Annotated in this window: 20 protein-coding genes and 1 pseudogene; 12 read left to right on the top strand and 9 right to left on the bottom strand. The window is 68.7% G+C overall.

What is annotated here, in order from left to right; all coding sequences use genetic code 11:
* The 5 genes and pseudogenes from ACESMY_RS21805 to rodA all read left to right on the top strand — a co-directional run.
* Nucleotides 1-1014: rod shape-determining protein (locus ACESMY_RS21805; protein ID WP_372786746.1), on the top strand; the 1014-nt coding region annotated here is incomplete at its 5' end.
* Nucleotides 1015-1085: 71 nt separating this feature from the next.
* A pseudogene (gene mreC / locus ACESMY_RS21800) lies at nucleotides 1086-2111 on the top strand (rod shape-determining protein MreC); the annotation flags it as partial.
* A gap of 263 nt (nucleotides 2112-2374) precedes the next feature.
* The gene (locus tag ACESMY_RS21795) at nucleotides 2375-2884 is read left to right on the top strand and encodes a hypothetical protein (protein ID WP_372786745.1); all 510 of its coding nucleotides are present in this window, start codon (nucleotides 2375-2377) and stop codon (nucleotides 2882-2884) included.
* 7 nt (nucleotides 2885-2891) lie between these two features.
* A complete protein-coding gene (gene mrdA / locus ACESMY_RS21790; RefSeq protein WP_372786744.1) occupies nucleotides 2892-4868 on the top strand; it encodes a penicillin-binding protein 2 in 1977 nt (658 codons plus the stop codon).
* Nucleotides 4865-6019, top strand: coding sequence for a rod shape-determining protein RodA (gene rodA, locus ACESMY_RS21785; protein WP_372786743.1), 1155 nt, complete (start codon nucleotides 4865-4867; stop codon nucleotides 6017-6019). Before mrdA ends, rodA begins: the two co-directional genes overlap by 4 nt.
* 22 nt (nucleotides 6020-6041) lie before the next feature.
* Here rodA and ACESMY_RS21780 read toward each other — a convergent pair whose 3' ends face one another.
* The 3 genes from ACESMY_RS21780 to ACESMY_RS21770 form a co-directional block, all read right to left on the bottom strand.
* Nucleotides 6042-6443, bottom strand: a complete 402-nt coding sequence (locus tag ACESMY_RS21780; RefSeq protein ID WP_372786742.1) for a CHRD domain-containing protein — start codon at nucleotides 6441-6443, stop codon at nucleotides 6042-6044.
* Between the two features lie 82 nt (nucleotides 6444-6525).
* Complete coding sequence (pip, locus tag ACESMY_RS21775) at nucleotides 6526-7518, bottom strand: prolyl aminopeptidase (RefSeq protein ID WP_372786741.1); 993 nt, start codon at nucleotides 7516-7518, stop codon at nucleotides 6526-6528.
* Between the two features lie 10 nt (nucleotides 7519-7528).
* A complete protein-coding gene (locus ACESMY_RS21770) occupies nucleotides 7529-8512 on the bottom strand; it encodes an alpha/beta fold hydrolase (RefSeq protein WP_372786739.1) in 984 nt (327 codons plus the stop codon).
* A gap of 94 nt (nucleotides 8513-8606) precedes the next feature.
* Between ACESMY_RS21770 and ACESMY_RS21765 the strand changes: the two genes are divergently transcribed.
* A complete protein-coding gene (locus tag ACESMY_RS21765) occupies nucleotides 8607-9815 on the top strand; it encodes a multidrug effflux MFS transporter (protein ID WP_372786737.1) in 1209 nt (402 codons plus the stop codon).
* Here the strand turns inward: ACESMY_RS21765 and ACESMY_RS21760 are convergent.
* The 4 genes from ACESMY_RS21760 to ACESMY_RS21745 form a co-directional block, all read right to left on the bottom strand.
* Nucleotides 9812-10189, bottom strand: a complete 378-nt coding sequence (locus ACESMY_RS21760; RefSeq protein ID WP_372786736.1) for a DUF423 domain-containing protein — start codon at nucleotides 10187-10189, stop codon at nucleotides 9812-9814. The genes ACESMY_RS21765 and ACESMY_RS21760 overlap by 4 nt on opposite strands.
* Nucleotides 10189-11619 (bottom strand): amidase, encoded by a 1431-nt coding sequence (locus ACESMY_RS21755; protein ID WP_372786735.1) that lies wholly within the window; start codon nucleotides 11617-11619, stop codon nucleotides 10189-10191. Before ACESMY_RS21755 ends, ACESMY_RS21760 begins: the two co-directional genes overlap by 1 nt.
* Nucleotides 11620-11622: 3 nt before the next feature.
* A complete protein-coding gene (locus ACESMY_RS21750; protein ID WP_372786734.1) occupies nucleotides 11623-12903 on the bottom strand; it encodes an aminotransferase class III-fold pyridoxal phosphate-dependent enzyme in 1281 nt (426 codons plus the stop codon).
* A 134-nt stretch (nucleotides 12904-13037) separates the two neighbouring features.
* Nucleotides 13038-13658 (bottom strand): hypothetical protein, encoded by a 621-nt coding sequence (locus ACESMY_RS21745; RefSeq protein WP_372786733.1) that lies wholly within the window; start codon nucleotides 13656-13658, stop codon nucleotides 13038-13040.
* A gap of 394 nt (nucleotides 13659-14052) precedes the next feature.
* On the opposite strand from ACESMY_RS21745, the gene ACESMY_RS21740 reads away from it, so the two are divergent.
* On the top strand, nucleotides 14053-14265 hold the full coding sequence (locus ACESMY_RS21740; protein ID WP_372786732.1) for a hypothetical protein: 213 nt from the start codon (nucleotides 14053-14055) through the stop codon (nucleotides 14263-14265).
* A 1161-nt stretch (nucleotides 14266-15426) separates the two neighbouring features.
* Here the strand turns inward: ACESMY_RS21740 and ACESMY_RS21735 are convergent.
* The gene (locus tag ACESMY_RS21735; protein ID WP_372786731.1) at nucleotides 15427-15894 is read right to left on the bottom strand and encodes a tetratricopeptide repeat protein; all 468 of its coding nucleotides are present in this window, start codon (nucleotides 15892-15894) and stop codon (nucleotides 15427-15429) included.
* A gap of 393 nt (nucleotides 15895-16287) precedes the next feature.
* Between ACESMY_RS21735 and ACESMY_RS21730 the strand changes: the two genes are divergently transcribed.
* The 5 genes from ACESMY_RS21730 to ACESMY_RS21710 all read left to right on the top strand — a co-directional run bounded on the left by ACESMY_RS21730 (nucleotide 16288) and on the right by ACESMY_RS21710 (nucleotide 20529).
* Nucleotides 16288-17451 carry an MFS transporter gene (locus ACESMY_RS21730; protein ID WP_372786730.1) on the top strand — a complete coding sequence of 388 codons (1164 nt, stop codon included), beginning with the start codon at nucleotides 16288-16290 and terminating at the stop codon, nucleotides 17449-17451.
* Nucleotides 17452-17464: 13 nt separating this feature from the next.
* Nucleotides 17465-18223 carry an N-acyl homoserine lactonase family protein gene (locus ACESMY_RS21725; protein WP_372786729.1) on the top strand — a complete coding sequence of 253 codons (759 nt, stop codon included), beginning with the start codon at nucleotides 17465-17467 and terminating at the stop codon, nucleotides 18221-18223.
* A gap of 63 nt (nucleotides 18224-18286) precedes the next feature.
* Nucleotides 18287-19303, top strand: coding sequence for an NAD(P)-dependent alcohol dehydrogenase (locus tag ACESMY_RS21720; RefSeq protein ID WP_372786728.1), 1017 nt, complete (start codon nucleotides 18287-18289; stop codon nucleotides 19301-19303).
* 49 nt (nucleotides 19304-19352) lie between these two features.
* Nucleotides 19353-19886, top strand: a complete 534-nt coding sequence (locus ACESMY_RS21715; RefSeq protein ID WP_372786727.1) for a VOC family protein — start codon at nucleotides 19353-19355, stop codon at nucleotides 19884-19886.
* A 1-nt stretch (nucleotide 19887) separates the two neighbouring features.
* The gene (locus tag ACESMY_RS21710; protein WP_372786726.1) at nucleotides 19888-20529 is read left to right on the top strand and encodes a carboxymuconolactone decarboxylase family protein; all 642 of its coding nucleotides are present in this window, start codon (nucleotides 19888-19890) and stop codon (nucleotides 20527-20529) included.
* Here ACESMY_RS21710 and cysC read toward each other — a convergent pair.
* A partial coding sequence (cysC, locus tag ACESMY_RS21705) for an adenylyl-sulfate kinase (protein WP_372786725.1) occupies nucleotides 20526-22198 on the bottom strand: 1673 nt, incomplete at its 5' end. The two genes, ACESMY_RS21710 and cysC, sit on opposite strands and share 4 nt — an antisense overlap.

Below are 22198 nucleotides of genomic sequence, written 5' to 3'. Positions count from 1 at the left end.
AACGACATCGCCATCGACCTCGGCACCGCCAACACCCTCATCTACATGAAGGGCAAGGGCATCGTGCTGAATGAACCCTCGGTTGTGGCGCTCCGCAACGTCGGCGGCCGCAAGGTCGTCCACGCCGTGGGCATAGAGGCCAAGCAGATGCTCGGCCGCACGCCCGGCCACATGGAAGCCATCCGCCCGATGCGCGACGGAGTCATCGCCGACTTCGAAGTCGCCGAGGAGATGATCAAGTACTTCATCCGCAAGGTTCACAACCGCAAGGGCTTCGTGAACCCCAAGGTCATCGTCTGCGTGCCGTCGGGCGCCACCGCCGTCGAACGCCGGGCGATCAACGACAGCTGCCTGAACGCCGGTGGCCGCCGCGTGGGCCTGATCGACGAACCGATGGCGGCCGCGATCGGCGCCGGCCTGCCGATCCACGAGCCCACCGGCTCGATGGTCGTCGACATCGGCGGCGGCACCACCGAGGTCGCCGTGCTCTCGCTCTCCGGCATCGTTTATTCGCGCTCGGTGCGCGTCGGCGGCGACAAGATGGACGAGGCGATCATCTCCTACATGCGCCGCAACCATAACCTGCTGATCGGCGAGACCACCGCCGAGCGGATCAAGAAGGAGATCGGCACCGCCCGGGCTCCGGCCGACGGCGAAGGCCTCTCCATCGAGGTCAAGGGCCGCGACCTGATGCAGGGCGTGCCGCGCGAAGTCCGCATCAGCGAAAAGCAGGCCTCCGATGCGCTCTCCGAGCCGGTCGGCCAGATCGTCGACGCGGTGAAGATGGCGCTGGAAGCCACGCCGCCGGAGCTCGCCTCCGACATCGCCGACAAGGGAATCATGCTGACCGGCGGCGGCGCTCTGCTGCGCGGCCTGGACGCCGAGATCCGCGACCACACCGGCCTGCCGGTCACGGTCGCCGACGACCCGCTCTCCTGCGTGGCGCTGGGTTGCGGCAAGGTGCTCGAACATCCGAAATGGATGAAGGGCGTTCTCGAATCGACGTTAGCCTAGCCTTCAGCGAATCGCTGCTAGGCCGGGGGTGGCGGGGGCTGTCGCAACACCGCTGGAACGAGGCGTCTTAAGTGTCCTTAAGGGACAATCCGCTCGGTGAACTGAAGGTCCCCCTGACCTGGGCGGCCGCGATCGCTCTTGTCGTGGCCGTGGTGGCCGCCGGTGCGATCCTGATCTCCGACCGGCGCGAAACCTTCAAGGCCGAGGCCTATGGCGCCACGCGGCGGGCAAGCGACACGGTGCTGGCTCCGGTGGGCGATGTGCTGGCCGCGCCCGGACGCTGGACCGGCGCCGGCGTCGACACGGTCCGCGACTATTTCGGCGCGGCCTCCGAAAACCGCCAGCTGAAGGCCGAGCTGCGCGAGATGCGGCAGTGGCGCGACGTCGCCATCGCACTCAAGAACGAGAACGACCGCTACCGCACGGTCCTGGGCCTGAAGACCGACCCGCCGATCCCGATGGTCGCCGCGCGCATCGTCACCGACAGCCGCGGCCCCTTCGCCGACACCCGCCTGGCCAACGCCGGCAGCGAGCATGGGGTGAAGGCCGGCAATCCGGTGATGAGTGAGAACGGCCTGGTCGGCCGGGTGATCGGGGTGACCGACGGCGCGAGCCGCGTGCTGCTGCTCACCGACATCGCCTCGCGCACCCCGGTGATGATCGACCGGACCAACGCCCGCGCGATCCTGACCGGCGACGGCGGACCGAACCCGCGCCTCGACTATCTGCGCGGCCGCGACCCGTTGCGCGAAGGCGACCGGGTGCTCACCTCAGGTGACGGCGGGGTCCTGCCGCGCGGCCTGCCGGTCGGCACCGCCGTCAAGGGCCTCGACGGCCGCTGGCGGGTGGTGCTGGCGTCGGATCGCGCCGCCATCGATTTCGTGCGCATCCTGCTCTTCCAGGACTTCACCCAGGTGGTGAACCTGAAGCAGCTGAACCAGATGTCGACGCCGCCGCCGACGCCCGGGCCCGGCATGCCGGCCAACCCGTCGCCGAGCGCCGCGCCGCCCAAGCCCGCGTCGCCGGATGCCGCCGCCGGGACGCCTGCGCCGAAGATCGACGCTTCCAAGGCCGACCCGTCCACCGCCGCCAAGCTGGCGACCGCGAAGCCGAAGCCCGCCGATGGCGCGACGCCCAATCCGCCGACGTCCAAGCCGGCGTCGCCGAAGCCGGCTGCGCCCAAGGCCCCCGCCGCCGACGCGGCCACGGACGCCAAGCCGACGGCGAAAACCGATCCCGCCAAGCCGACCGCCTCCAAGCCCGCCCCGCCGAAGCCTGCCCCGACGAAGCCTGCCCCGACGAAGCCTGGCGCGGCGCCGGCGAAGCCCAAGCCAGCCGCGCCGGCCGACGGGGCCGCCCCTTGAGCGCCGCACGGCCCCTCGAACCCTGGCGTTGGCTGGGCGTCCCGATGCTGCAGGTCGTGGCCGCCACCATCCTGTTCGGCATTCCGCTGCGCGCCTTCGGCCTGCAACTGCCGGAACCGGTCTTTCCGATGGCGCTCGCCTTCGCCTGGGCGGTGATCCGCCCGTCGATCCTGGCGCCGTTCGGGGTGTTGGCCCTGGGACTCTTCCTCGACATCTTCTGGGGCGGGCCGCTGGGCCTGTGGGCGGTCTGCCTGCTGCTCGCCTACGGCGGCGCGCTCACCGGCCGCAGCATGATGGCCGGGCAGAGCCGGCTGATCCTGTGGGTCTGGTATGGGCTGACGACGGCGACCGCGATGGTCGCCGGCTACCTCTTCGTCATGCTGGATTCCAAGTCGACGCCGGGCCTCATTCCGATGGCGTGGCAATTCCTCGCCACAATCGTGCTTTATCCCTATGCGCAACGGCTGATCGACCTCTTCGAGGACGCAGACGTGAGGTTCCGTTAGGGCGGGCATGGCTGAGCCGTCCATCTTCTTCGCGGAGGTCAACGAGCGGCAGGGGGTCTTCCACCGCCGAGCCTTCCTGCTGGGCGGTTTCGCGGGCGTCGGCCTGCTGGCGCTGGGCGGGCGGCTCGCCCACCTGCAGCTCATCGAGACCCAGCGCTACGAGAAGCTGTCGGCCTCCAACCAGTTCAACTTCAAGCTGACCCCGCCGCCGCGCGGTCTGATCGTCGACCGCAACGGCGTGGTGCTGGCCTCCAACCGTCCGAACTTCCGGCTGATGGTGGCGAAGGACAAGGGGATGGACGTCCCGGCGACGGTCAAGACGCTGGCGGAGTTCGTGCCGCTGGACGACGCGCGCCAGGCCCGCCTGCTCAAGGACATTTCCAACGCGCCCCGCCGCTCCCCCGTGCAGGTCATGGAGGACATGAGCTGGGAGCAGTTCAGCGCCATCAACATCCGCGCGCCGGAGCTGCCGGGCGTGACCGCCGACATGGGCGAGGTGCGGGTCTATCCCTACGGGGGCGCCTTCGCCCACGTGATCGGCTACGTGGCCAAGGTCAACAAGGTCGACCTGACGCCGACCGGGCCCAACTCCGAGCCGATCCTCCTGAACCCCGGCTTTCGTATCGGCCGCCAGGGCGTCGAACAGGCCTTCGACCTGGACCTGCGTGGCAAGCCCGGCGCCCAGAAGGTCGAGGTCGACGCCAACGGCCACGAGGTCTCCACCGATCCGGCCGGCGACATCAAGGCGATCCCCGGCAAGGAGATCGTCCTCACCCTCGACGCCGACATCCAGAACCGCGCCATGGAGGTGTTCGGCGATCAGTCGGGCGCGGCGGTGATGATGGACTGCCGCAACGGCGACATCCTTTGCCTGTTCTCGGGCCCGAGCTTCGACGCCAACCGCTTTGTGCGCGGGCTGACCGGGGCGGAGTACCGGGCGCTGGCGCAATACGAGCGCAAGCCGCTGTTCAACAAGGCGTTGACCGCCACCTATCCGCCCGGCTCGACCTTCAAGACCATGGTCGCCCTGGCGGCGCTGGAAAACGGCTACGATCCCAAGACCGTCCACGTCTGCAACAAGGCCTGGCCGTGGGGCGGCCGTGTCTGGCACTGCGACGAGGCGCACGGCGCCCTCGACCTCAAGGCGGCGATCGCCAAGTCCTGCGACATCTATTTCTACCAGTGCGCACTGACGCTCGGGCCCGACAAGATCGCCGCGGTCGCCCGCAAGTTCGGCCTGGGAGAGGTCTTCGACATCGGTATCCCCGGCCAGAAGGCGGGCCTGGTGCCGGACACCGCCTACAAGCGCCGCGCCTTCAAGAAGGACCCGGTCTGGCATCCCGGCGAGACCCCCAGCATGGGCATCGGCCAGGGCTACACCCACCTCAATCCGCTGCAGCTCTGCGTTCAGGCCGCCCGCATCGCCAATGGCGCCAAGGCGCTGCATCCGCGGCTGATCCGCTCGATCGGTGGCGTCGAGCAGCCCCGCGGGTCCGACTTCGGCGAGCTGCCGGTCGACAAGGAACACCTGCAGTTCGTCCGCGAGGCGATGACCGCAGTGACGACGACCGGCACGGCCGCGGCCTATGGCGACATGGGGCTCGGAGACATCCGGATGGCCGGCAAGACCGGCACCGCCCAGGCCATGAACTACGCGAGCGGCCACGGGGCGCACGGCGCGGTCGGCGAGTGGAAGTACCGGGACCACGCCTGGTTCATCGCCTTCGCCCCGACCGACGAGCCGCGCTACGCCATGAGCGTCCTGGTCGAACACGGCGGCTTCGGCGCCGCCGCCGCCGCGCCCCGCGCGCGGGAGATCATGCGGGTGGCCCTGCTCAAGGATCCGGAGATCCGCGCGAAGGTCGAACGGCCTCTGCCGATGCCCGCCGCGCCCACCGGCCCGGACAGCGGCGATGCGGTGCCCGAGCCGCCGACCGTTATCGATCCCGCCGTCGCGGCCGCCACCGGAACACCCACCCCATGACCGTCTCGGCCCTGACCCGTCCCGGCGAGCGCGACCGGCTGATCGTCAAGATCGGCGAGATCGACTGGATCTTCTGCCTGACGCTCTGCCTGATCGCGGGCGCCGGCGCGGTGATGCTGTTCTCGATCGCCGGCTCTTCCTGGACGCCCTGGGCGGCGGCGCACCTGGCGCGGTTCGCGCTGTTCTTCGTGATCATGATCGTGCTGGCGCTGATCGACCTTCGGGTCTGGTTCGCGCTGGCCTATCCGATCTACGGGATCGGCTTCCTGCTGCTGATCGCCGTCGACCTCGTCGGCCACCACGCGCTGGGCGCCCAGCGCTGGCTGCAGGCCGGGCCGATCACCATCCAGCCGTCCGAGATCATGAAGATCGGTCTCGTCCTGGCGCTGGGCCGTTTCTACCACGGCCTGTCCGGCAAGAGCGCCCAGCTCTCCTGGTGGCTGCTCGTCCCGGCGGTGCTGATCCTCGCGCCCGTGGCCCTGGTGGCCAAGGAGCCTGACCTCGGCACGGCGCTGTTGATGCTGATGACCGGAGCGATCGTGGTGATCCTGGCGGGCCTGTCCTGGCGGCTGATCGCCGGCGGGATCCTGTCGGTCGTCCTGCTGGTGCCGCCGGCCATCATGTTCGGCATGCACGACTATCAGAGGAAGCGCCTGACCACTTTCCTCGACCCGGAGAACGACCCCTCGGGCTCCGGCTATCACATCCTGCAGTCGAAGATCGCGCTCGGCTCCGGCGGCCTGCTCGGCAAGGGCTACGGCCTGGGCTCGCAGAGCCAGCTCAACTTCCTGCCGGAGAAGCAGACCGACTTCATCTTCTCGACGCTGGCCGAGGAGTTCGGGTTCGTGGGCTGCGTCTCGATCCTGGTGCTCTACGCCGCGGTGATCTTCATGGCGTTGCGGACGGCCTACCTCTCGCACAGCCACTTCGGCCGGCTGGCCGCGGCAGGTATCACGGCCACCTTCGCGCTCTATGTGCTGATCAACGGCTCGATGGTGATGGGCCTCGCCCCGGTAGTGGGCGTGCCCATGCCGCTGCTGTCCTACGGCGGCACCGTGATGCTGACGGTCATGGTCGGCTTCGGCCTGGTGCTGGCCGTGCGCGTCCACCGCTACGCGGAAATCACCAGCGGCAAGGGCTCGCTGCTCTAGGCCGCGAGCCCCGCCGAAGGTTCTACTTCATCGCCGTGACGGTCCCGCGGATCTCGCCGCCGGGGTTCGCCGCGGTGTGGAGGTTGAAATACCACTTGCCGGCGTTGAGGTCGGCGATCTGGGTGTCGTTGAGCGTCGCCGTGCCCTTGATCGGGCTCGGGCTGACGGTCGCGCCCAGGGCCGGCGGCCCGTTGGCGCCCGGCGCCGCGGTGTGGAAGTGCGCGGCGACCGCGGGGCCGGTCAGGTCCTTGTAGGTCGCCGAATAGGTGAAGGTCTTGCCGTCCAGCATGGCCGTGACCTCGCCCGAGCCTTTGACGCCGGCGGCGCCGGCGAGCTTGGCGCTGTAGTGGACCATCTGGGCGGACGCCGCGCTGGCGACCATAAGGCCCACGGCCGCGACCGCGGCGAACAGGGTATGACGCATCGGTAGTTCTCCATCGCTTCCGGGCAGCGTCCCGGATTGGGCGGCACGTTGCGCGCCTCCGCGGGTCCGCGCAACCGATGGCTTAGAGCGAAAGCGCCTGGTCGGTGGCGCGCACCAGGGCGTCGACGATGCCCGGCTCGGTCGAGGCGTGGCCGGCGTCCCAGACAACTTCGAAGCGGGCCTCGGGCCAGGCGGCCTTGAGCTTCCAGGCGGCCTCCATCGGGGTCACCACGTCGAAGCGGCCCTGGACGATCCAGCCGGGGATGGTCTTCAGCTTGGCGGCGTTCTTCAGGATCCAGCCTTCTTCCGGGAAGAAGCCGAGGTTGGCGAAGAAGTGGCATTCGATGCGGGCGAACGCGATGGCGAAGTCGACCTCGTTGAATTTCGAGGGCCGGGCTTCCGGTCCGCGGATCGAGATCGTGTCGCCTTCCCACTGGCTCCAGGCCTGGGCGGCCTCGGCCTGCACGCGCCGTTCGGGGTGGGTCAGGCGCTTGTGATAGGCGCCGATCATGTCGCCGCGCTCAGCCTGCGGGATCGGGGCGCAGAACCTCGCCCATGCGTCCGGGAACAGCATGCAGGCGCCGTCCTGGTAGAACCAGGCGAGCTCGCGCTCGGTCAGCAGGAAGACGCCGCGCAAGACCAGGCTCTCGACGCGTTCGGGGTGCTTGATCGCGTAGGCGAGCGCCAGGGTCGAACCCCAGGAGCCGCCGAACACGCACCACTTCTCGACGCCGAGGTGCTCGCGCAGCCGCTCGATGTCCTCGATCAAGGTCCAGGTGGTGTTGTCCTCGAGGCTGGCGTTGGGCCGGCTCTTGCCGCAGCCGCGCTGATCGAACAGCGCCATGCGCCACTTCGCCGGGTCGAAGAACCGCCGCATGGTCGGGTTGATCGCTCCGCCCGGTCCGCCGTGCAGGATCACGCAGGGCTTGCCGTCCGGCGCGCCGCACTCCTCGTAATAGATCTCGTGCGCCCCGTCGGGGGGCAGCCAGCCCGAGGCGAACGGCTCGTTGTCCGCGAACAGGCCGCGCCGGTTGGCGGCGGCCGAGACGGCGGGCGGGGGCGTGCTGCGTTCCATGGCCGCCTTTCTACTTCGGGAAGCGCCTATCCAGCCAGTGCAGGATGAGGCGGTTCACCTCTTCCGGCTTTTCCTGCTGCGTCCAGTGCCCCGATCCGGCCACCATGTGCATTTCCAGGTCGCCGATCATCCCGGGCATGCCCTCGGCCATGGCGGGCGACAGCACGGCGTCCTTCTCGGCCGTGATCATCAGGCAGGGCAGGTTGTCGATCCGCGCCGGCAGGCCCTCCGACCGTTCCCAGTTGCGGGTGAAGTTGCGGTACCAGTTGATCCCGCCGGTGAAGCCGGTGCGCTGGAAGCTTTCCACGAAAGCCGCGAGTTCGTCGTGCGTCAGGAGCTGATTGCCGGTGTCGCTGGCGTCCCACTGCTGCAGGAGGGCCTTGAAGGCGAAGGTCGACCCGCCCTCCGGCGGCGGCTCGGCGGTGGACTGCAGGGCGGCGGGCTTGCGCATGAAGAACCGCATGGTCTTCTCGACGTCGGCCGAGAGCACCGCGTCGGCGTCGCCCGGGGTCTGGAACCAGACGATGTACATCTCCGGCCCGAAGCGCATCCGCATGAGCCCGATGGGGTCCAGGGGGCTGCGCGGCATGAAGGGCGTGTTGAGGCCGATGACGCCCGCCACCCGGGCGGGGTGCAGCAAGGGCAGCTGCCAGACGACGATGCCGCCCCAGTCGTGGCCGCAGAAGATCGCCTTCTCGACGCCCAGGTGATCCAGCAGGCCCACGAGGTCGCCGGTCAGGTGCTCCATGTCGTAGTCGGTCACCGCCTCGGGCCGCGAGGTGAGCCCGTAGCCGCGCTGGTCGGGGGCGATCACCCAGCGGCCGGCCGCCGCGAAGGCCTTGAGCTGATGCCGCCAGGAGAAGGCGAGTTCGGGAAAGCCGTGACAGAGGATCACCGGCGCGCCCTCGCGCGGGCCGGCCTCATAATAGGCCATCTCGATGCCGTTGACCTGGGCCCGCTGCACGGGCGGCATCTGGCTTTCGAGCGCGGACATGATGGAGCTCCCCTGGTCGCCGGCCACCTTTGCAGCAAAAGGCGGTCGGCTGGAACGGGGAAGACAGAGCCGGCGAACCCGCTAAGAAGGCACGATGAGCGCCACGGCCCAGCCTGAAAGAACCCCCTGGGGCCTGGTCATCCTGCTGGGCTCCCTGACCGCCATGGGACCGGTGGCGATCGACATGTACCTGCCGAGCCTGCCGGCGATCGGCGCGGGTTTGCACGCCACCCCCGGCGAGACCCAGGCCACGGTCTCGGCCTTCCTGGCCGGCATGGCGGTGGGGCAGCTCTTCTACGGGCCGGCGTCGGACCGGCTCGGCCGCCGCGCGCCGATCCTCTTCGGGACCGTGGTCTATGTGATCGCCTCGATCGCCTGTGGGTTCGCCGCCTCCCCAGCCATGCTGATCGGCGGGCGGTTCGTGCAGGCGCTGGGGGCCTGCGCGGGGGGCGTGGTTTCCCGCGCGGTGGTCCGCGACCGGTTCGGCCACACCGAGACCGCCCGCATGCTCAGCCTGCTGATGCTGATCATGGGCCTCGCGCCGATCCTCGCGCCCCTGCTCGGCGGCGCGCTGCTGGGCGTCGGCGGCTGGCGGCTGAATTTCTGGTTCATGGCCAGCTTCGGGGTCGCCGTGGGCCTCGCCGCGCTCTTCCGCATGAAGGAAAGCCGCTCGGAGGAAACGACGGCGCATGCCGCCACGGAGACCCCCATGCAGGCCTATCTGGCGCTGATGAAGGAACCCCGGCTAGTGGGCTATGCCCTGGCCGGCGCCCTGAACGGCGCCACGCTCTTCACCTACATCGCCTCTTCGCCCGACCTGCTGATCCGGACCTACGGCATCTCGCCGGCCGCCTTCGGCTGGGTGTTCGGCCTGAACGCGGTTGGGATCATCGGCTCGAACCAGGTGAACCGCTTCCTGCTGAGGCGCCGTACGCCCGACCAGGTGTTGGCCCGCGCCAGCCTGGTCGCCGTGGGCTTTTCGATCCTGCTGGTGATCGCCGCCGTGACCGGGATCGGCGAGCGGTGGAGCGTGCTGCCGCTGCTCCTGATGCTGCTGTCGAGCTACGGCTTCCTGCAGGGCAACACCATGGCCGGGGCCCTGAACGTCGACCCGCGGCGGGCCGGCGCGATCTCGGCCCTGATGGGCGCGGTCTCGTTCGGGACCGGCGCGCTCGCCTCAGCCGCGGCCGGCGTGCTGCACGACGGGACGCCGCGCCCCATGGCGCTGGTGATGACGGTCGCCTTGGTGGGCTCGGCCGCCTGCCTGCATCTTCTGGCTCTGCCGAAGAAGGCCGCCGCCTAGGCCCGATCGACGTCCCGCGCGGCCCAGGCGAGCACCGCCCAGCCGACCATGAAGCAGAGGCCCCCGATCGGCGTCACGACGCCCAGAAGGTGCGGCCCACCCAGCGCCATGCCGTAGAGCGAGCCGGAAAACAGCAGGACGCCCGCAAGGAAAAAGCCCGGGGCGAAGCGCGCCCGGGCGCCGCCCATCTGCATCACGCCCGCGCTGGCGAAGGTCGCCAGGCAATGGACGAAGCCGTAGAGCGCCCCGGTCCGCAGCAGCTCCTGCGCCCGAGGCTCGGCCACGCCGTGGGCGGCGAAGGCGCCGAACCCCACCGAAGCCAGGCCGCCCAGCGCTGCGAGGCTCAGCCAGTTGCGGCGGCTCCAGAGCGCCATCAGCCCCAGACCTGGGGCCGGCGGTCCTTCCAGGGCGCTTCCTTCTCCAGCTGAGCCGCCAGGCGGAAGAGCGTCGCCTCGTCGGCGTAGCGCCCCGAGAACATCATGCCGATCGGCAGGCCGGCCGCGTCCATCTCCAAAGGCAGCGACAACGACGGCTGGCCGGAGAAGTTGAACGGCGGGGTGAAGGGGAAGGTGCGGCCCTGGCGGCGGTTCACTTCCTTGGGCTCCAGGTTCACCGGGTCGATGAAGCCGATCTCCGGCACCGGCGTCCCCAGCACCGGCGTCAGGTAGACGTCGATGTCCTCGAAGAAGGCGAGCGTGTTGCGGTTCAGCATGCGGGTTTCCTGCAGCGAACGCATGACGTCCGGCCCGGTCTGACGGCGCCCGGCCTTCAGCGAGGCCCAGGTCAGCGGCTCAAGCTCGTCGGGCTCGGGCTCGCGGCCCACGACGTCGATCAACCGCGCCATGCCGGCGGCGAAGTTGGCTGCCGCGGCCGGGCCGCGCGAGGCGAAGAGCGCGCGGTAGTCGATGCCCATGCCCTTCTCGATCACCTCGTGGCCCAGGCCCTTCAAGAGGGCCGCCGTGCGTTCCAGGGCGGCCTGGATCTCCGGATCGATGGGCCGGCCGGACGGCGTCTCCGACGACCAGGCGATGCGCAGCTTGCCGGGGCTGCGGGCGATCTCCTCGAGGTAGGGTCGATCCTTGGGCGGGGCCGGATAGGGCGAATGGGCCTCCGCATAGCCGGTCGCGTCCAGCATGGCGGCGCTGTCGCGCACGGTGCGGCTCACCACATGGTCGACCACATTGCCGAAGGCGTAGTCGTAGCCGTCCGGCAGGTTCGGGACCCGGTCACGGGTGACCTTCAGGCCGACGAGCCCACAGCAGGCGGCCGGGATGCGGATCGAGCCCAGGCCGTCGGAGGCATGAGCCAGGGGCACGATGCCCGCCGCCACCGCCGAGGCCGCCCCGCCGGAGGAGCCGCCGGCGATGTGGTGGGGGTTGAAGGGGTTGCGGCAGGGGCCGAGCGCGGCGCTCTCCGTCGTGCCGGTGATGCCGTATTCCGGGGTGTTGGTCTTGCCGACCAGGACCACGCCGGATTGGCGATAGCGCCGGGTCAGGCCGCAGTCTTCGGCGTCGACCAGGCCGCGGGCGAACTTGCTGCCCATGCTGCGTGGCCAGCCGGCGACCGGCAGGGGCAGGTCCTTGATCAGGAACGGCACGCCCTTGAACGGTCCCTCCGGCAGGTCGCCGGCCGCCCATTTTCGGGCGTCGTCGTAGCCCTTGTAGACCACCGCGTTGAGGATCGGATTGTGCCGCTCGATCCGCTCGATGGCCGCCTCGGCGAGCTCCAGCGGGGTCACCTGTTTCTTGGCGACCAACTCGGCCAGGCCCAGGCCGTCGTAGTCGGAATAGTCCGCGATGCTCATGGGCTACCTCGTGCCGCCGGTGGTCAGGAACGCCAGTTTGGGGACCGGCTGCAGGGTGGGAGATTGATGCTTCAGCGCGCCCAACGCGCCCTCGGCCGCCTCGAGGAAGGCCTCGATGTCGGCGTCGGTCATGGCCGCGCAGAGGAACATGTTGTGCCAGGGATGCACATAGACCCCGCGGTCCAGCATCTCGCTGGAGAAGCAGAAGCCTTTCCGGAGGTCCGGGTCCTCGTCGAACAGGAAGAGCGGCATGGTGACCGGGCCGGTCTGGCGCAGCGAGAAGCCGGCGGCCGAAACACGCTCGCCCAGGCCCGCGCGCAGCCGATCGCCCAGCGCGGTGATCCGCTCCAGGTAGTCGGTGTCGCGGACCAAGCCGAGGGTTTCCAGCGCCGCGGCCATGGGGGCGGCCTGGTACCAGAAGGAGCCGGTGACATAGATCGAGGCCGCCGCCTTGCGCGCCTTGTCATTGCCGAGCAGGGCGGAGAGCCCGTGGCCGTTGGCGATGCATTTGCCCCAGGTGGAGAGGTCCGGCTGCACCCCGATCTTCGACCAGGAGCAGTCGCGGGCGAGCCGCAGGCCCGCGCGCACGTCGTCGACCACCAGCAAGGCCCCGGTCTGGTCGCAGAGTTCGCGAGCACGGCGTGCATAGGCCGGGTTCGGCTCGGCCTGGTCGATGAAGGCGTCGTGCTTGAAGGGCGCGGCGAACACGCAGGCGAGGTCGTCGCCGGCCTGGGCCACGGCGGCCTCCAGGCTCGCGATGTCGTTGTAGTCGCAGAAGATCTGGTGGGCGCGGTCGCTGTCGATGGTGCCGGTGGGCCGCGGCACGCACCAGGGCGCCGCGCCATGGTAGGCGCCCTTGGCCCGCACCACGGTCTTCCGCTTCGTGTGGGCGCGCGCGGTGGTCAGCGCCATGGTGGTGGCGTCCGTGCCGTTCTTGCAGAACATCGCCCAGTCCGCGTGGCTGACCATGCCCACGAAGGCCTCGGCCAGTTCGACCATCAGGGCGGTCGGGCCGGTGAGCGTGTCGCCCAGGCCCAGCTGGCGGACGAAGGCCGCGTCGATCTGCGGATTGGCGTAGCCGAAGAGGTTCGGCCCGTAGGCGCACATCATGTCGAGGTAGCGCCGCCCGTCGACGTCCCAGATATGGGCGCCTTCGCCGTGCTCGAAGAACTGCGGATAGTCGTCGGGCAAGAGGCCCGTCGACTGGTGGCCATACATGCCGCCGGGGATCACCGCCTCGGCGCGGGCCCGAAGCTCCCGGTCTCGGCTGTTCGTGTGGGCCATGGCGGACGTCTCCCTTATCGCTGATCAGACATTACGCGGCGCGGCGGCGTCGGCAACCGCGACTCCGCTTGGGTCCCGGCTTTCGCCGGGATGAGCGGATTTTGGGATGGGGTCGCGACGCTTGACGCGCAAGCTCACCCCGAACCGCGCCAGGTCAGCTGGGCCGGATCGGGCTCGGGGTCGGGGTCGTCGTCCGGGTCGGTGAAGGCCTCGTCGGGCGGATCGGGGAAGTCGCGCCAGCTCCGGGCGATGACCTCGTCGAGGGCCAGGCTCCGGCAAAACGCCAGGATGTGGTCGTCGAGCGGCTCCAGGCCGAAGCGGTTGTCGCGGGCGGCGATCTCCAGCCGCTGCTCCAGGAGGTCGAAGTAGTAGGCGCTGAGGTCGTCATCGCCGCCCAGGTCGGCGGGATCGGCCGGTTCGTGCTCGGCCCAGATCACCCGCTGGACGGGGCCGCGCAGCTCGTCGACCCGGGCGCGGATGCGCGCCTCGTCGCGGGGGATCGGCGGCGGCGGCGGGGGCGGCGGCGTCTCGCGCGCCACGCGGACCATCTCGCGCTGCAGCCTGACCTTCAGCGCCAGGCTCTGGCGGTAGGAGCGCGCCATGCGCTGGTAGCTGCGCGCCAGGTCGTTGGCGGTCTCCGGGTCCTCGGCGGCCTGGGCGCGGGCGGCGAAGTCGCGCGCCATGGCCAGGTCCAGCGCCGCGAGCTCCGAAAGCCCCGCGGCCTCCGCCTCGGTGATGGTGAGCGCGTCCAACATGCGGGGGGCAGTGGATCACGGGGGTGCGTCAGATGCGGACGTGGGGGCCGCGGCAGGTTGTGGCCACGAAGCCAGCGTCCGCTTTCGACCGAGGCTGTGTAAAAACTCGGAGCGCGGAATTTCTAGCGCAACATTTTGCCTCCGAGTGCCTGCGTAAGTTCGGGTGGCGAAAGACGTCACCATTAGGCTCTGCGCCGCCGGTCGAAAGTTGCGCCGGATTTTCGCCGAGGCGGGTTTTTACACGGCCTGGACCCCTAGCTGACCTTGGGCCGGTCGGGTCGTCGGCGGCTAGGCGGAAAACCGGGCTTCGGGTCTGACGCAACGGACCCCAAAGCGTAGCAATCAGTGTCGTCCCCCCTATATCGACGGGAGCTGAGGCTGCGGGCGTGGGCGATTGTTCTGGTTCTCCATTGGCCTGCTGGCTATCGTCGCTCTCTGTCCGGTTGCCGTATCGGCAATTCGCTTCGCCAAGCGTCAGAGAGGTGGGGCGGTCGTCCTGACCAGCCTGATGCTCATGTTCGGAATGAACACACAGATCACGCCACCGCCGCCGCCCCAGATTGAAATGGTGCAGCGACAAGCACCTGACGATGAACCTAACGTTTAGGACCGCGGCATCCGGTTTCCACCCTTCTGAGCCGTTGGGGCCTGCCGCTTTGTGGCAGTCCCCCTCAACGTCGGCTTTCGGACCTGATGCCGGCCGCTGTTTTCGACCCGTTGCGGACGTTCGGTTACCCACTAAGCTCCACGACGAACGCGAGAGACCTTGCCATCGCGCGGCCAGGCGTTCGGGTGAGGAGCGGCGGCATGGAACAAGGTCCAAGCACCAGGACGCTCGTTACGTACTTCGGTGTAGTCACAGTATTGCTGTTAGTATTTCTTTGGATGCTACTTTCCAGGTTATCCCTTTCGACACCGATTGACAGACAGTTCGTTATGGCGACTTTTGTGGCGTTAGTGGGAAACGGGTACTATTTTAGAACAACTTACCGCGCATACTTTGTCACAGCGCTACGCTTGAGAGTGTACACCTTGGTCGTCGTTGGGGTAGCTGTGGTCGACTTCTTGCTCACTTTCAGGACATGACCCGGATCGTCGGGTCCCCTGTCCACCCATAGCAGACCTGGCTCACGGCCCGGTGTAAGCTACGTAGCCCGACGCCCATACAACGCTGTCAGCGGGATCGACCTTCCAAGTGACTACGGAGAAGGCCGGGTAAGGACCGACGAAGCCGCCACCACTTTGCGAGAATTCGGCATGGCGTATTGTCGGGTCGCTCGCGCACGGGGGCTCGATTTTGAAACCCTGTCGGCTTAGCGACCGTGCGACTTCGCTTTGCGGCGTTCCTACGGGAAATGCCCGCTCGACCCGATCCTCGATGCTTCCCGGATTTTGGAGGTCAAAGTCGTCCCAGGGTGGGCAACCTGAATGGTGCACCCGGGTCGCCATGCTGCCTCCTTTTGCTAGGATGGGCGGGGTCGGCGGCGTCAGCTTCTCGGCAGAGAAGATCGTCAACAGATATGGGTTGAGCGCGACGTACGCGGCCGCAACTACGGCAAGCGCTGCTGCTACGATCGAGAGCCATCCCCAGTTCAAGCGCATGGTCAAGTCATGACTTGGCTGTTTGACCGCGGCAAGGTCCGCCTTCGGCCGATTTCCACCTTAGTTGCCCTCGGGCAGGTCGGCATGTGGGCGGCTAGGCCGAAGGTCCGCTGTCGGACGTGACGCCAGAGACCGCCTTCGACCCTGGGCGGACGTTCGCGCCGGCTTACCTCATGACTGGGTCGACCCTCTTCCCCAGCATTGCGAAGGCCATGGCGACAAAGCACCGAAGATACTTGTCGTAGCCGCGCAAACGCTGGCCAAGCCCGAAGCGGCCCGTCATCAGAAGCAGCGCCAAACTCCGAGTCGACCAGACGTGGCCGAGTGACGCGCCGCGTTCAAAGAACGCACGCGCCGCGCCAGCGTCGGGCGCTCCGCCGCCGTCGCCGTCGCCATGCAGATGCAAACGTCCGAGCACCCACATCGCAGCGCCGCAACCTCTCTCGCCGGCGGATCGCCACGCCTCGATGGCATTCTGTAGGTCGCGCCTCGCGAGGTGCACGAGCCCCAAACCATACATGGCGCGACCAGAGCCGAGAGAAGCAGCGCGTTTGTACCATCTCTCGGACTTCTCGAGGTCGATCCGGTAGCGATCGCCCCTTCTGATCGCATCAGCCAGAAACAGCATGCTCATGACCGAACCCTGGAGCGCTAGGGACTCGAAGACCTGAAACGCGTCCGCTGGGCTCCGCTCGAGGGTCTTGCCAGCCGCTAGATATTCTCGGAGGTGGGGATCTTGAACCCCGGGTTCCGCCCCGGGGAACATGCCGAGATACTGCAAAGGTCCTCCCAAAGAGCTTCGTGCGTGCGCGACGCCATCTTCAATCTCGCGGAGCCAGCCGGTCACCTGGGTCATGTCTGACAAGCTGCACCAGGGGACGACCGCTTTCCACCCTTTGCTGTTCTTCGGGGAGTCAGCTCCGCGGCGCCCTGGCGGGCCGGACGTCGATGGGTCGACGGAGAGCGCGAGCGCCGGATTCAGACAGAAGGCCTGCGGAGCTTAGGGACTCCCTGTATCGCCTAAGCCATGCCGCTCACCGTGCGCCTTGGCCTGTTCTATGGCGCGATCTTCATCGGCACGGGCGTGAGCTCGCCCTACCTGCCGGTGTGGTTCGCCGAGCACGGCCTTTCGGGGAGCCGGATCGGCCTGATCCTGTCGCTGCCGATGCTGGCCCGCGCGGTCACCGCGCCCTTGCTCGCCGTCTGGGCGGACAGCTTCCGGCTGCGGCGCACGGCGCTGCTGATCCTCGCGCTGGCGGTGACGGCCGCCTACGCCCTGATGGCGCTGCCGGGCGGTTTCGCCTGGTGGACGGTGGTCTGGTTCGCGGCGTCGTCGATGTACGCGACGCTGTCGCCGCTCGCCGACGTGATCGTGCTGGCCCGCGCCCGGCGCGACGGGTTCAACTTCGGCTGGCCGAGAGGCATCGGCTCGGCCGCCTTCATCGTCGGCAATGTCGGCATGGGCGCGATCCTGACCCGCGGCTCGTCCGACCTGGTGCTGGTCTGGATGGTGGCCGCCGTGGCGCTGACGGCGCTCGGCGCGCGGGTCCTGCTGCCGCCGGATCCGGTCCATGAGGAAGGCTCCGCCCTGGCCCTGTCCGACCGGATGGCAGGCCTGAACGGCCTGCTGCGCGACCCGATGTTCATGACCGCGGTCGTCTCGGCAGGGCTGATCCAGTCGGCGCACGCCTTCTACTACGGTTTCTCGACCCTGGCCTGGAAGCGGCAGGGCATACCGGAGGACCTGACGGGACTGCTCTGGGGCGCCGGCGTGGCGGCGGAGATCGTCTTCATGTGGTTCCTCGAGCCGTGGCGCCGGCGGGTCGGGCCGCGCAACCTGCTGATGCTGGGCGGGGCGGCGGCCGTTGTCCGGTGGAGCGCGCTCGCCTTCGCGCCGCCGCTCTGGGCGCTGTTCCCGCTGCAACTGCTCCACGCCTTGAGCTACGCCGCGACCTTCCTAGCCTCCCTGCTGCTGGTGGAGCGCCTGTCGACGCCCCGCAATGCCTCCGCCGCCCAGGCGCTGAATTCGGCGCTGTCAGGCGGGGTGCTCTCAGGCCTGGCGACCATGGCGTCTGGCCCCCTGTTCGACCATTTCGGCGTGCGGGGTTATCTGTTGATGTCGGTGATGTGCGTCATCGGCCTGGCCGGCGCCTTGCGGCTTTATGGCGTGCGCCGGCTCGATCCGGTCTGAGCGGAGGAAACCCATGCGACTGTTCGGATGCGTTTGCGGCCAGTTCCACAGCTCCGCCGCGGGCATGGGGATGGCTGGCGGAGAGCAGCGCGTCGCGGTCCCTGTGCCCTTTTACGTGATCGAGCATCCGGATGGCGTGACCCTGTTCGACTGCGGCCTGCCGACATCGCTTGCCGAACCGGAGGACCGCCTCCTGTCGGCGCTGCGGAGCCAGGGGTTAGATGTCACCTTCGCGCCGGACGAGACGGTCGCCAGCCATCTGGAGCGCCTGGACATCGATCCCGCCCGGGTCCGCCAGGTGGTGGTGTCGCACCTGCATTTCGATCACGTCGGCGGCCTGCACCAGGTGCCGAACGCCACCGTGGTGGTGCAGCGCGCCGAGTGGGAGGCAGGCTTCGATGAAGACCTGGCCGCGCGCTATTTCCTGCGCAAGAGACTGTTCGACCTGGGCCATGAGGTGCAGCTCATCGACGGCGAACACGACCTGTTCGGCGACGGCCGCGTGGTCTGCATTCCGACGCCGGGACACACACCCGGCCATCAGTCCGTACGGATCCGCAGCGCGTCGGGAGACCATATCCTGGTGGGCGACGCCTGCTACAACGGCGAGGCGGCGGAGACGCGGCAGTTCCCGGAGTTCTCCGACCACGCCGCCATGAACCGCTCGCTCGACGCCCTGCTGGCGCTGCGCGCGCCCGATACTGTCATGGTCTTCGGCCATGATGCGGATCAATGGGGCGCCGCCCCGGTGCTGCCAAACGCGCGCGCCTGACGTCGGGACAGCCTTGCCTCCGCCGCCGCGGCGCTGATGATGCCGCCGAACCGGAGGCCGTCCATGCGCGCGTTGAAGGTCGAAGCCCCCTGGGGCGTCGACGCCATTGAAGTCGTCGAGGCGCCCGATCCCAGGCCCGGGCCCGGCGAGGTGCTGGTGCGGATGCGCGCCGTCTCGCTCAACTACCGCGACATGCTGATGGTCGCGGGCATGTACGGCCGGATGCCGGCGGGCGCCAACGTGATCACCCCCTTCTCGGACGGCTGCGGGATCATCGAGGCGGTGGGCGAGGGCGTCACCCGCGTGCAGCCCGGCGACCGGGTGGCGACCCTGTTCTTCCAGCGCTGGATTTCCGGCCCGCCGACCCTTGAGAAGCTCTCTTCGTCCCTGGGCTCACCGATCCCCGGCGCCGGCCGCGAGCTGGCGGTCTTCAGCCAGGACGGGGTCTCCAAGGTCCCCGACTTCCTCACCGACCAGCAGGTGTCGACCCTGCCGTGCGCGGCGCTCACCGCCTGGCGGGCGCTGTTCGTGGACGGCCATCTCGAGCCCGGGGACTCGGTGGTCCTGCAGGGCACCGGCGGCGTCTCGGTCTTCGGCCTGCAGTTCGCCCACGCGGCCGGCTATCGCACCCTCATCACCTCTTCGTCGGACGAGAAGCTGGCCCGCGCCAAGGCGCTGGGCGCTGACCATCTCGTCAACTACCGCCAGACGCCGGAATGGTCTGGGCCGGTGCGCGAGGCGACCGGCGGCGTCGGCGCTGACCTGATCATCGAGGTCGGCGGCGGCGGGACCATGGAGCAGAGCATCAGAGCCATCCGCATCGGCGGACACATCGCCATCGTGGGCGTGGTCGCCGGGCTTGGGTCGGGCTTCAACCCGGCGATCCTGATCAGCAATTCGGCGAAGCTGCAGGGCCTTTCGGTCGGTTCGCGCGACATGTTCGAGGCCATGTGCCGGGCCATCGAGCTGCACCGCATCCAGCCGGTGGTCGACAAGGTTTTCCCGTGGACCGAGGTGAAGGCCGCTTTCGCCGCCATGCAGGGCGGCGAGCATTTCGGGAAGATCGTGCTGGAATTCTGATCCGGGCGTAGGCTCGGGCGCAAAGGGAGAACGCCCAATGGAGGCCGCAATGAAGACCAAGGGGATCAATCACCTGGCCCTCGTGTGCCGCGATATGGCCGAGACGGTGAAGTTCTACACCGAAGCGCTGGGCATGCCGCTGGTGAAGACCGTGGCCCTGCCGGACGGCGGCCAGCACTTCTTCTTCGACTGCGGCGGCGACACACTGCTCGCCTTCTTCTGGTGGCCTGACTCCCCGCCGGCCGCGCCGGGCATCGCCTCGGTCAGGGACTTCCCGGCGGACGGCAAGTCGGCCGTGGGTTCGATGAACCACGTGGCGTTCGACATGGATGAATCCGAGCTCGAAGCCTCCATCGGCCGGCTGCAGGCCGCCGGCGTCCACGTCTCGGTTCCGGTGGTGGTGAACCATGACGACAGCCCGATGGGCGTGAGCCGCGAGATGAACGACGGGGTCTGGGTGCGCTCGGTCTACTTCCGCGACCCCAACGGGATCATGCTGGAGTTCGCCGCCCTTACCCGCGCCTTCCGTTCCGACGACATCGCCCACGCCCCGGCCCGCGCGGTCGAACCGGCGGGCGCCTGAAATGCGGCGCCTGAGGCAGGTTCCGCGCGCCGAGGCGACCTCGGAGGTGGTGACCAAGACCTACGACCTGCTGTTCGGCGACCGCGACCCGGTGGCCGAGCCCGGCACCTCGACCGGCACCTCCGGTGACTGGTGGACGGTCTTCGCCCTCGTCCCCGACATCCTGGAGCACTGCAACCGCGGGTTCGGCCTCTATCGCAATCCCGCCCGCAAGCTCGACCCGGTGCTGCGCGAACTGGCCCAGACCCGCGTCGGCTGGGCCAAGGCCAGCCAGTTCGTGTTCTCCCAGCACTGCAAGTCCCTGCGCGGCCTGAAGGTCTCGGAAGAGCGGATCGCCGCGGTGCCCCACTGGCAGGTGGCCGATTGCTATGACGAGCGTGAGCGCGCGGTTCTCGCCTATGCGGACTGCCTGGCTCTGCAGGCCGGCCGCACGCCGGACGCCGTCTTCGACGCCCTGAAGGCCTTCCTCTCCGACGAGGAGATCCTGGAGCTGACCTACATCGCCTGCCTCTACGACATGCATGCGGTGATGACCAAGGCGCTGCGCCTGGAATGGGACGACCGTGACGACCCGATCGTCGAGGTCGCCGCGCCCAAGGACTTCAGCGGCCAGGACTTCCTGGATATCGGCCGGCGGACCTAGATCACCGGGTCGAAGGCGCCGCCTTCCAGCCAGGCGAAGATGTGCTCGGCGGCCTGCTCGGCGGTGAGCCGGGTGGTGTCGATGCGGATCTCGGGGTCTTCGGGCGGCTCATAGGGGCTGTCGACGCCGGTGAAGTTCTTCAATTCGCCCGCGCGGGCCTTCTTGTAGAGGCCCTTGACGTCGCGCTTCTCGGCCTCGGAGAGCGAGGTGTCGATAAACACCTCGACGAACTCGCGCTCGCCCAGCAGCTCGCGGGCCATCTGCCGCTCGGCGCGGAACGGCGAGATGAACGAGACCAGCACGATCAGGCCGGCGTCGACCATCAGCTTGGCGACCTCGGCCACGCGGCGGATGTTCTCCACCCGGTCGGCCTCGGTGAAGCCGAGGTCCTTGTTGAGACCGTGGCGGACGTTGTCGCCGTCCAGCAGGTAGGTGTGGCGCCCCTCCACGGCGAGCCGCTTTTCCACCAGGTTGGCGATGGTCGACTTGCCGGCTCCGGAAAGCCCCGTCAGCCAGACGACGCGGGCTTTCTGGCCCTTGCCGGCGGCGCGGGCGGCCTTGTCGACGTCCATCGCCTGCCAATGGATGTTCTGGCTGCGGCGCAGCGCGAAGTGCAGCAGGCCGGCGGCCACAGTGCGGTTGGTGATCCGGTCGATCAGGATGAAGCCGCCGAGGTCGTGGTTCTCCGCGTAGGGATCGAAAGCGATCGGCGCGTCGAGCAAGAGGTTGCAGACGCCGATCTCGTTCAGCTCCAGCCGGCGCGCGGCGAGCTGTTCCAGGGTGTTGACGTTGACCTTGTACTTGGGCTCGGCGACCTGGGCGGCGACCGTGCGGGTCCCGAGCTTCATCAGGTAGGGACGGCCGGGCAGCATGGCCTCCTCGTCGAACCAGACGATCGTGGCTTCGAACTGGTCGGCGACGGTGGGCGGGCTGGCGGCCGCGGCGATGACGTCTCCACGGCTCACGTCGATCTCGTCGGCGAGGGTCAGGGTCACCGACTGGCCGGCCACCGCTTCAGGCAGGTCGCCGTCGAAGGTGACGATGCGCTCGACGGTGCTCTCGCGGCCCGAGGGCAGGGCCTTGATCTTGTCGCCCGGCCGGACGACGCCCGACGCGATCTGGCCGGCGAAGCCGCGGAAGTCGAGGTTCGGCCGGTTGACCCACTGGACCGGCATGCGGAACGGCTTTTCGCGCAGATCGTCCTCGACCGGCGCGTCCTCCAGCCAACGCATCAGCGGCGGCCCGGAATACCAGGGGGCCTTGGGGCTGGGCTCGGTGATGTTGTCGCCGCGCAGCGCCGACATCGGGATGGCGGTGAAGGCCTTGATGCCGATCTTCTCGGCGAAGGCGGAATAGGCGCCGACGATCTCGTCGAACCGTTCCTGGCTCCAGTCCACCAGGTCCATCTTGTTGATCGCCAGCACCACGTGGCGGATGCCGAGCAGGCTGACGAGATAGCTGTGCCGCCGGGTCTGGGTCAGGACCCCTTTGCGCGCATCGATCAGGATCACCGCGGCGTCGGCGGTCGAGGCGCCGGTGACCATGTTGCGGGTGTACTGCTCGTGGCCCGGGGTGTCGGCGACGATGAACTTGCGCTTGTCGGTCGAGAAGAAGCGGTAGGCGACGTCGATGGTGATGCCCTGTTCGCGCTCGGCGGCCAGGCCGTCGA

The organism is Phenylobacterium sp. (assembly GCF_041691455.1).
Classification (GTDB): domain Bacteria; phylum Pseudomonadota; class Alphaproteobacteria; order Caulobacterales; family Caulobacteraceae; genus Phenylobacterium.
The sequence above is the reverse complement of the archived record's forward strand: the minus strand, read 5'-3'. Positions and strand labels throughout refer to the sequence as shown.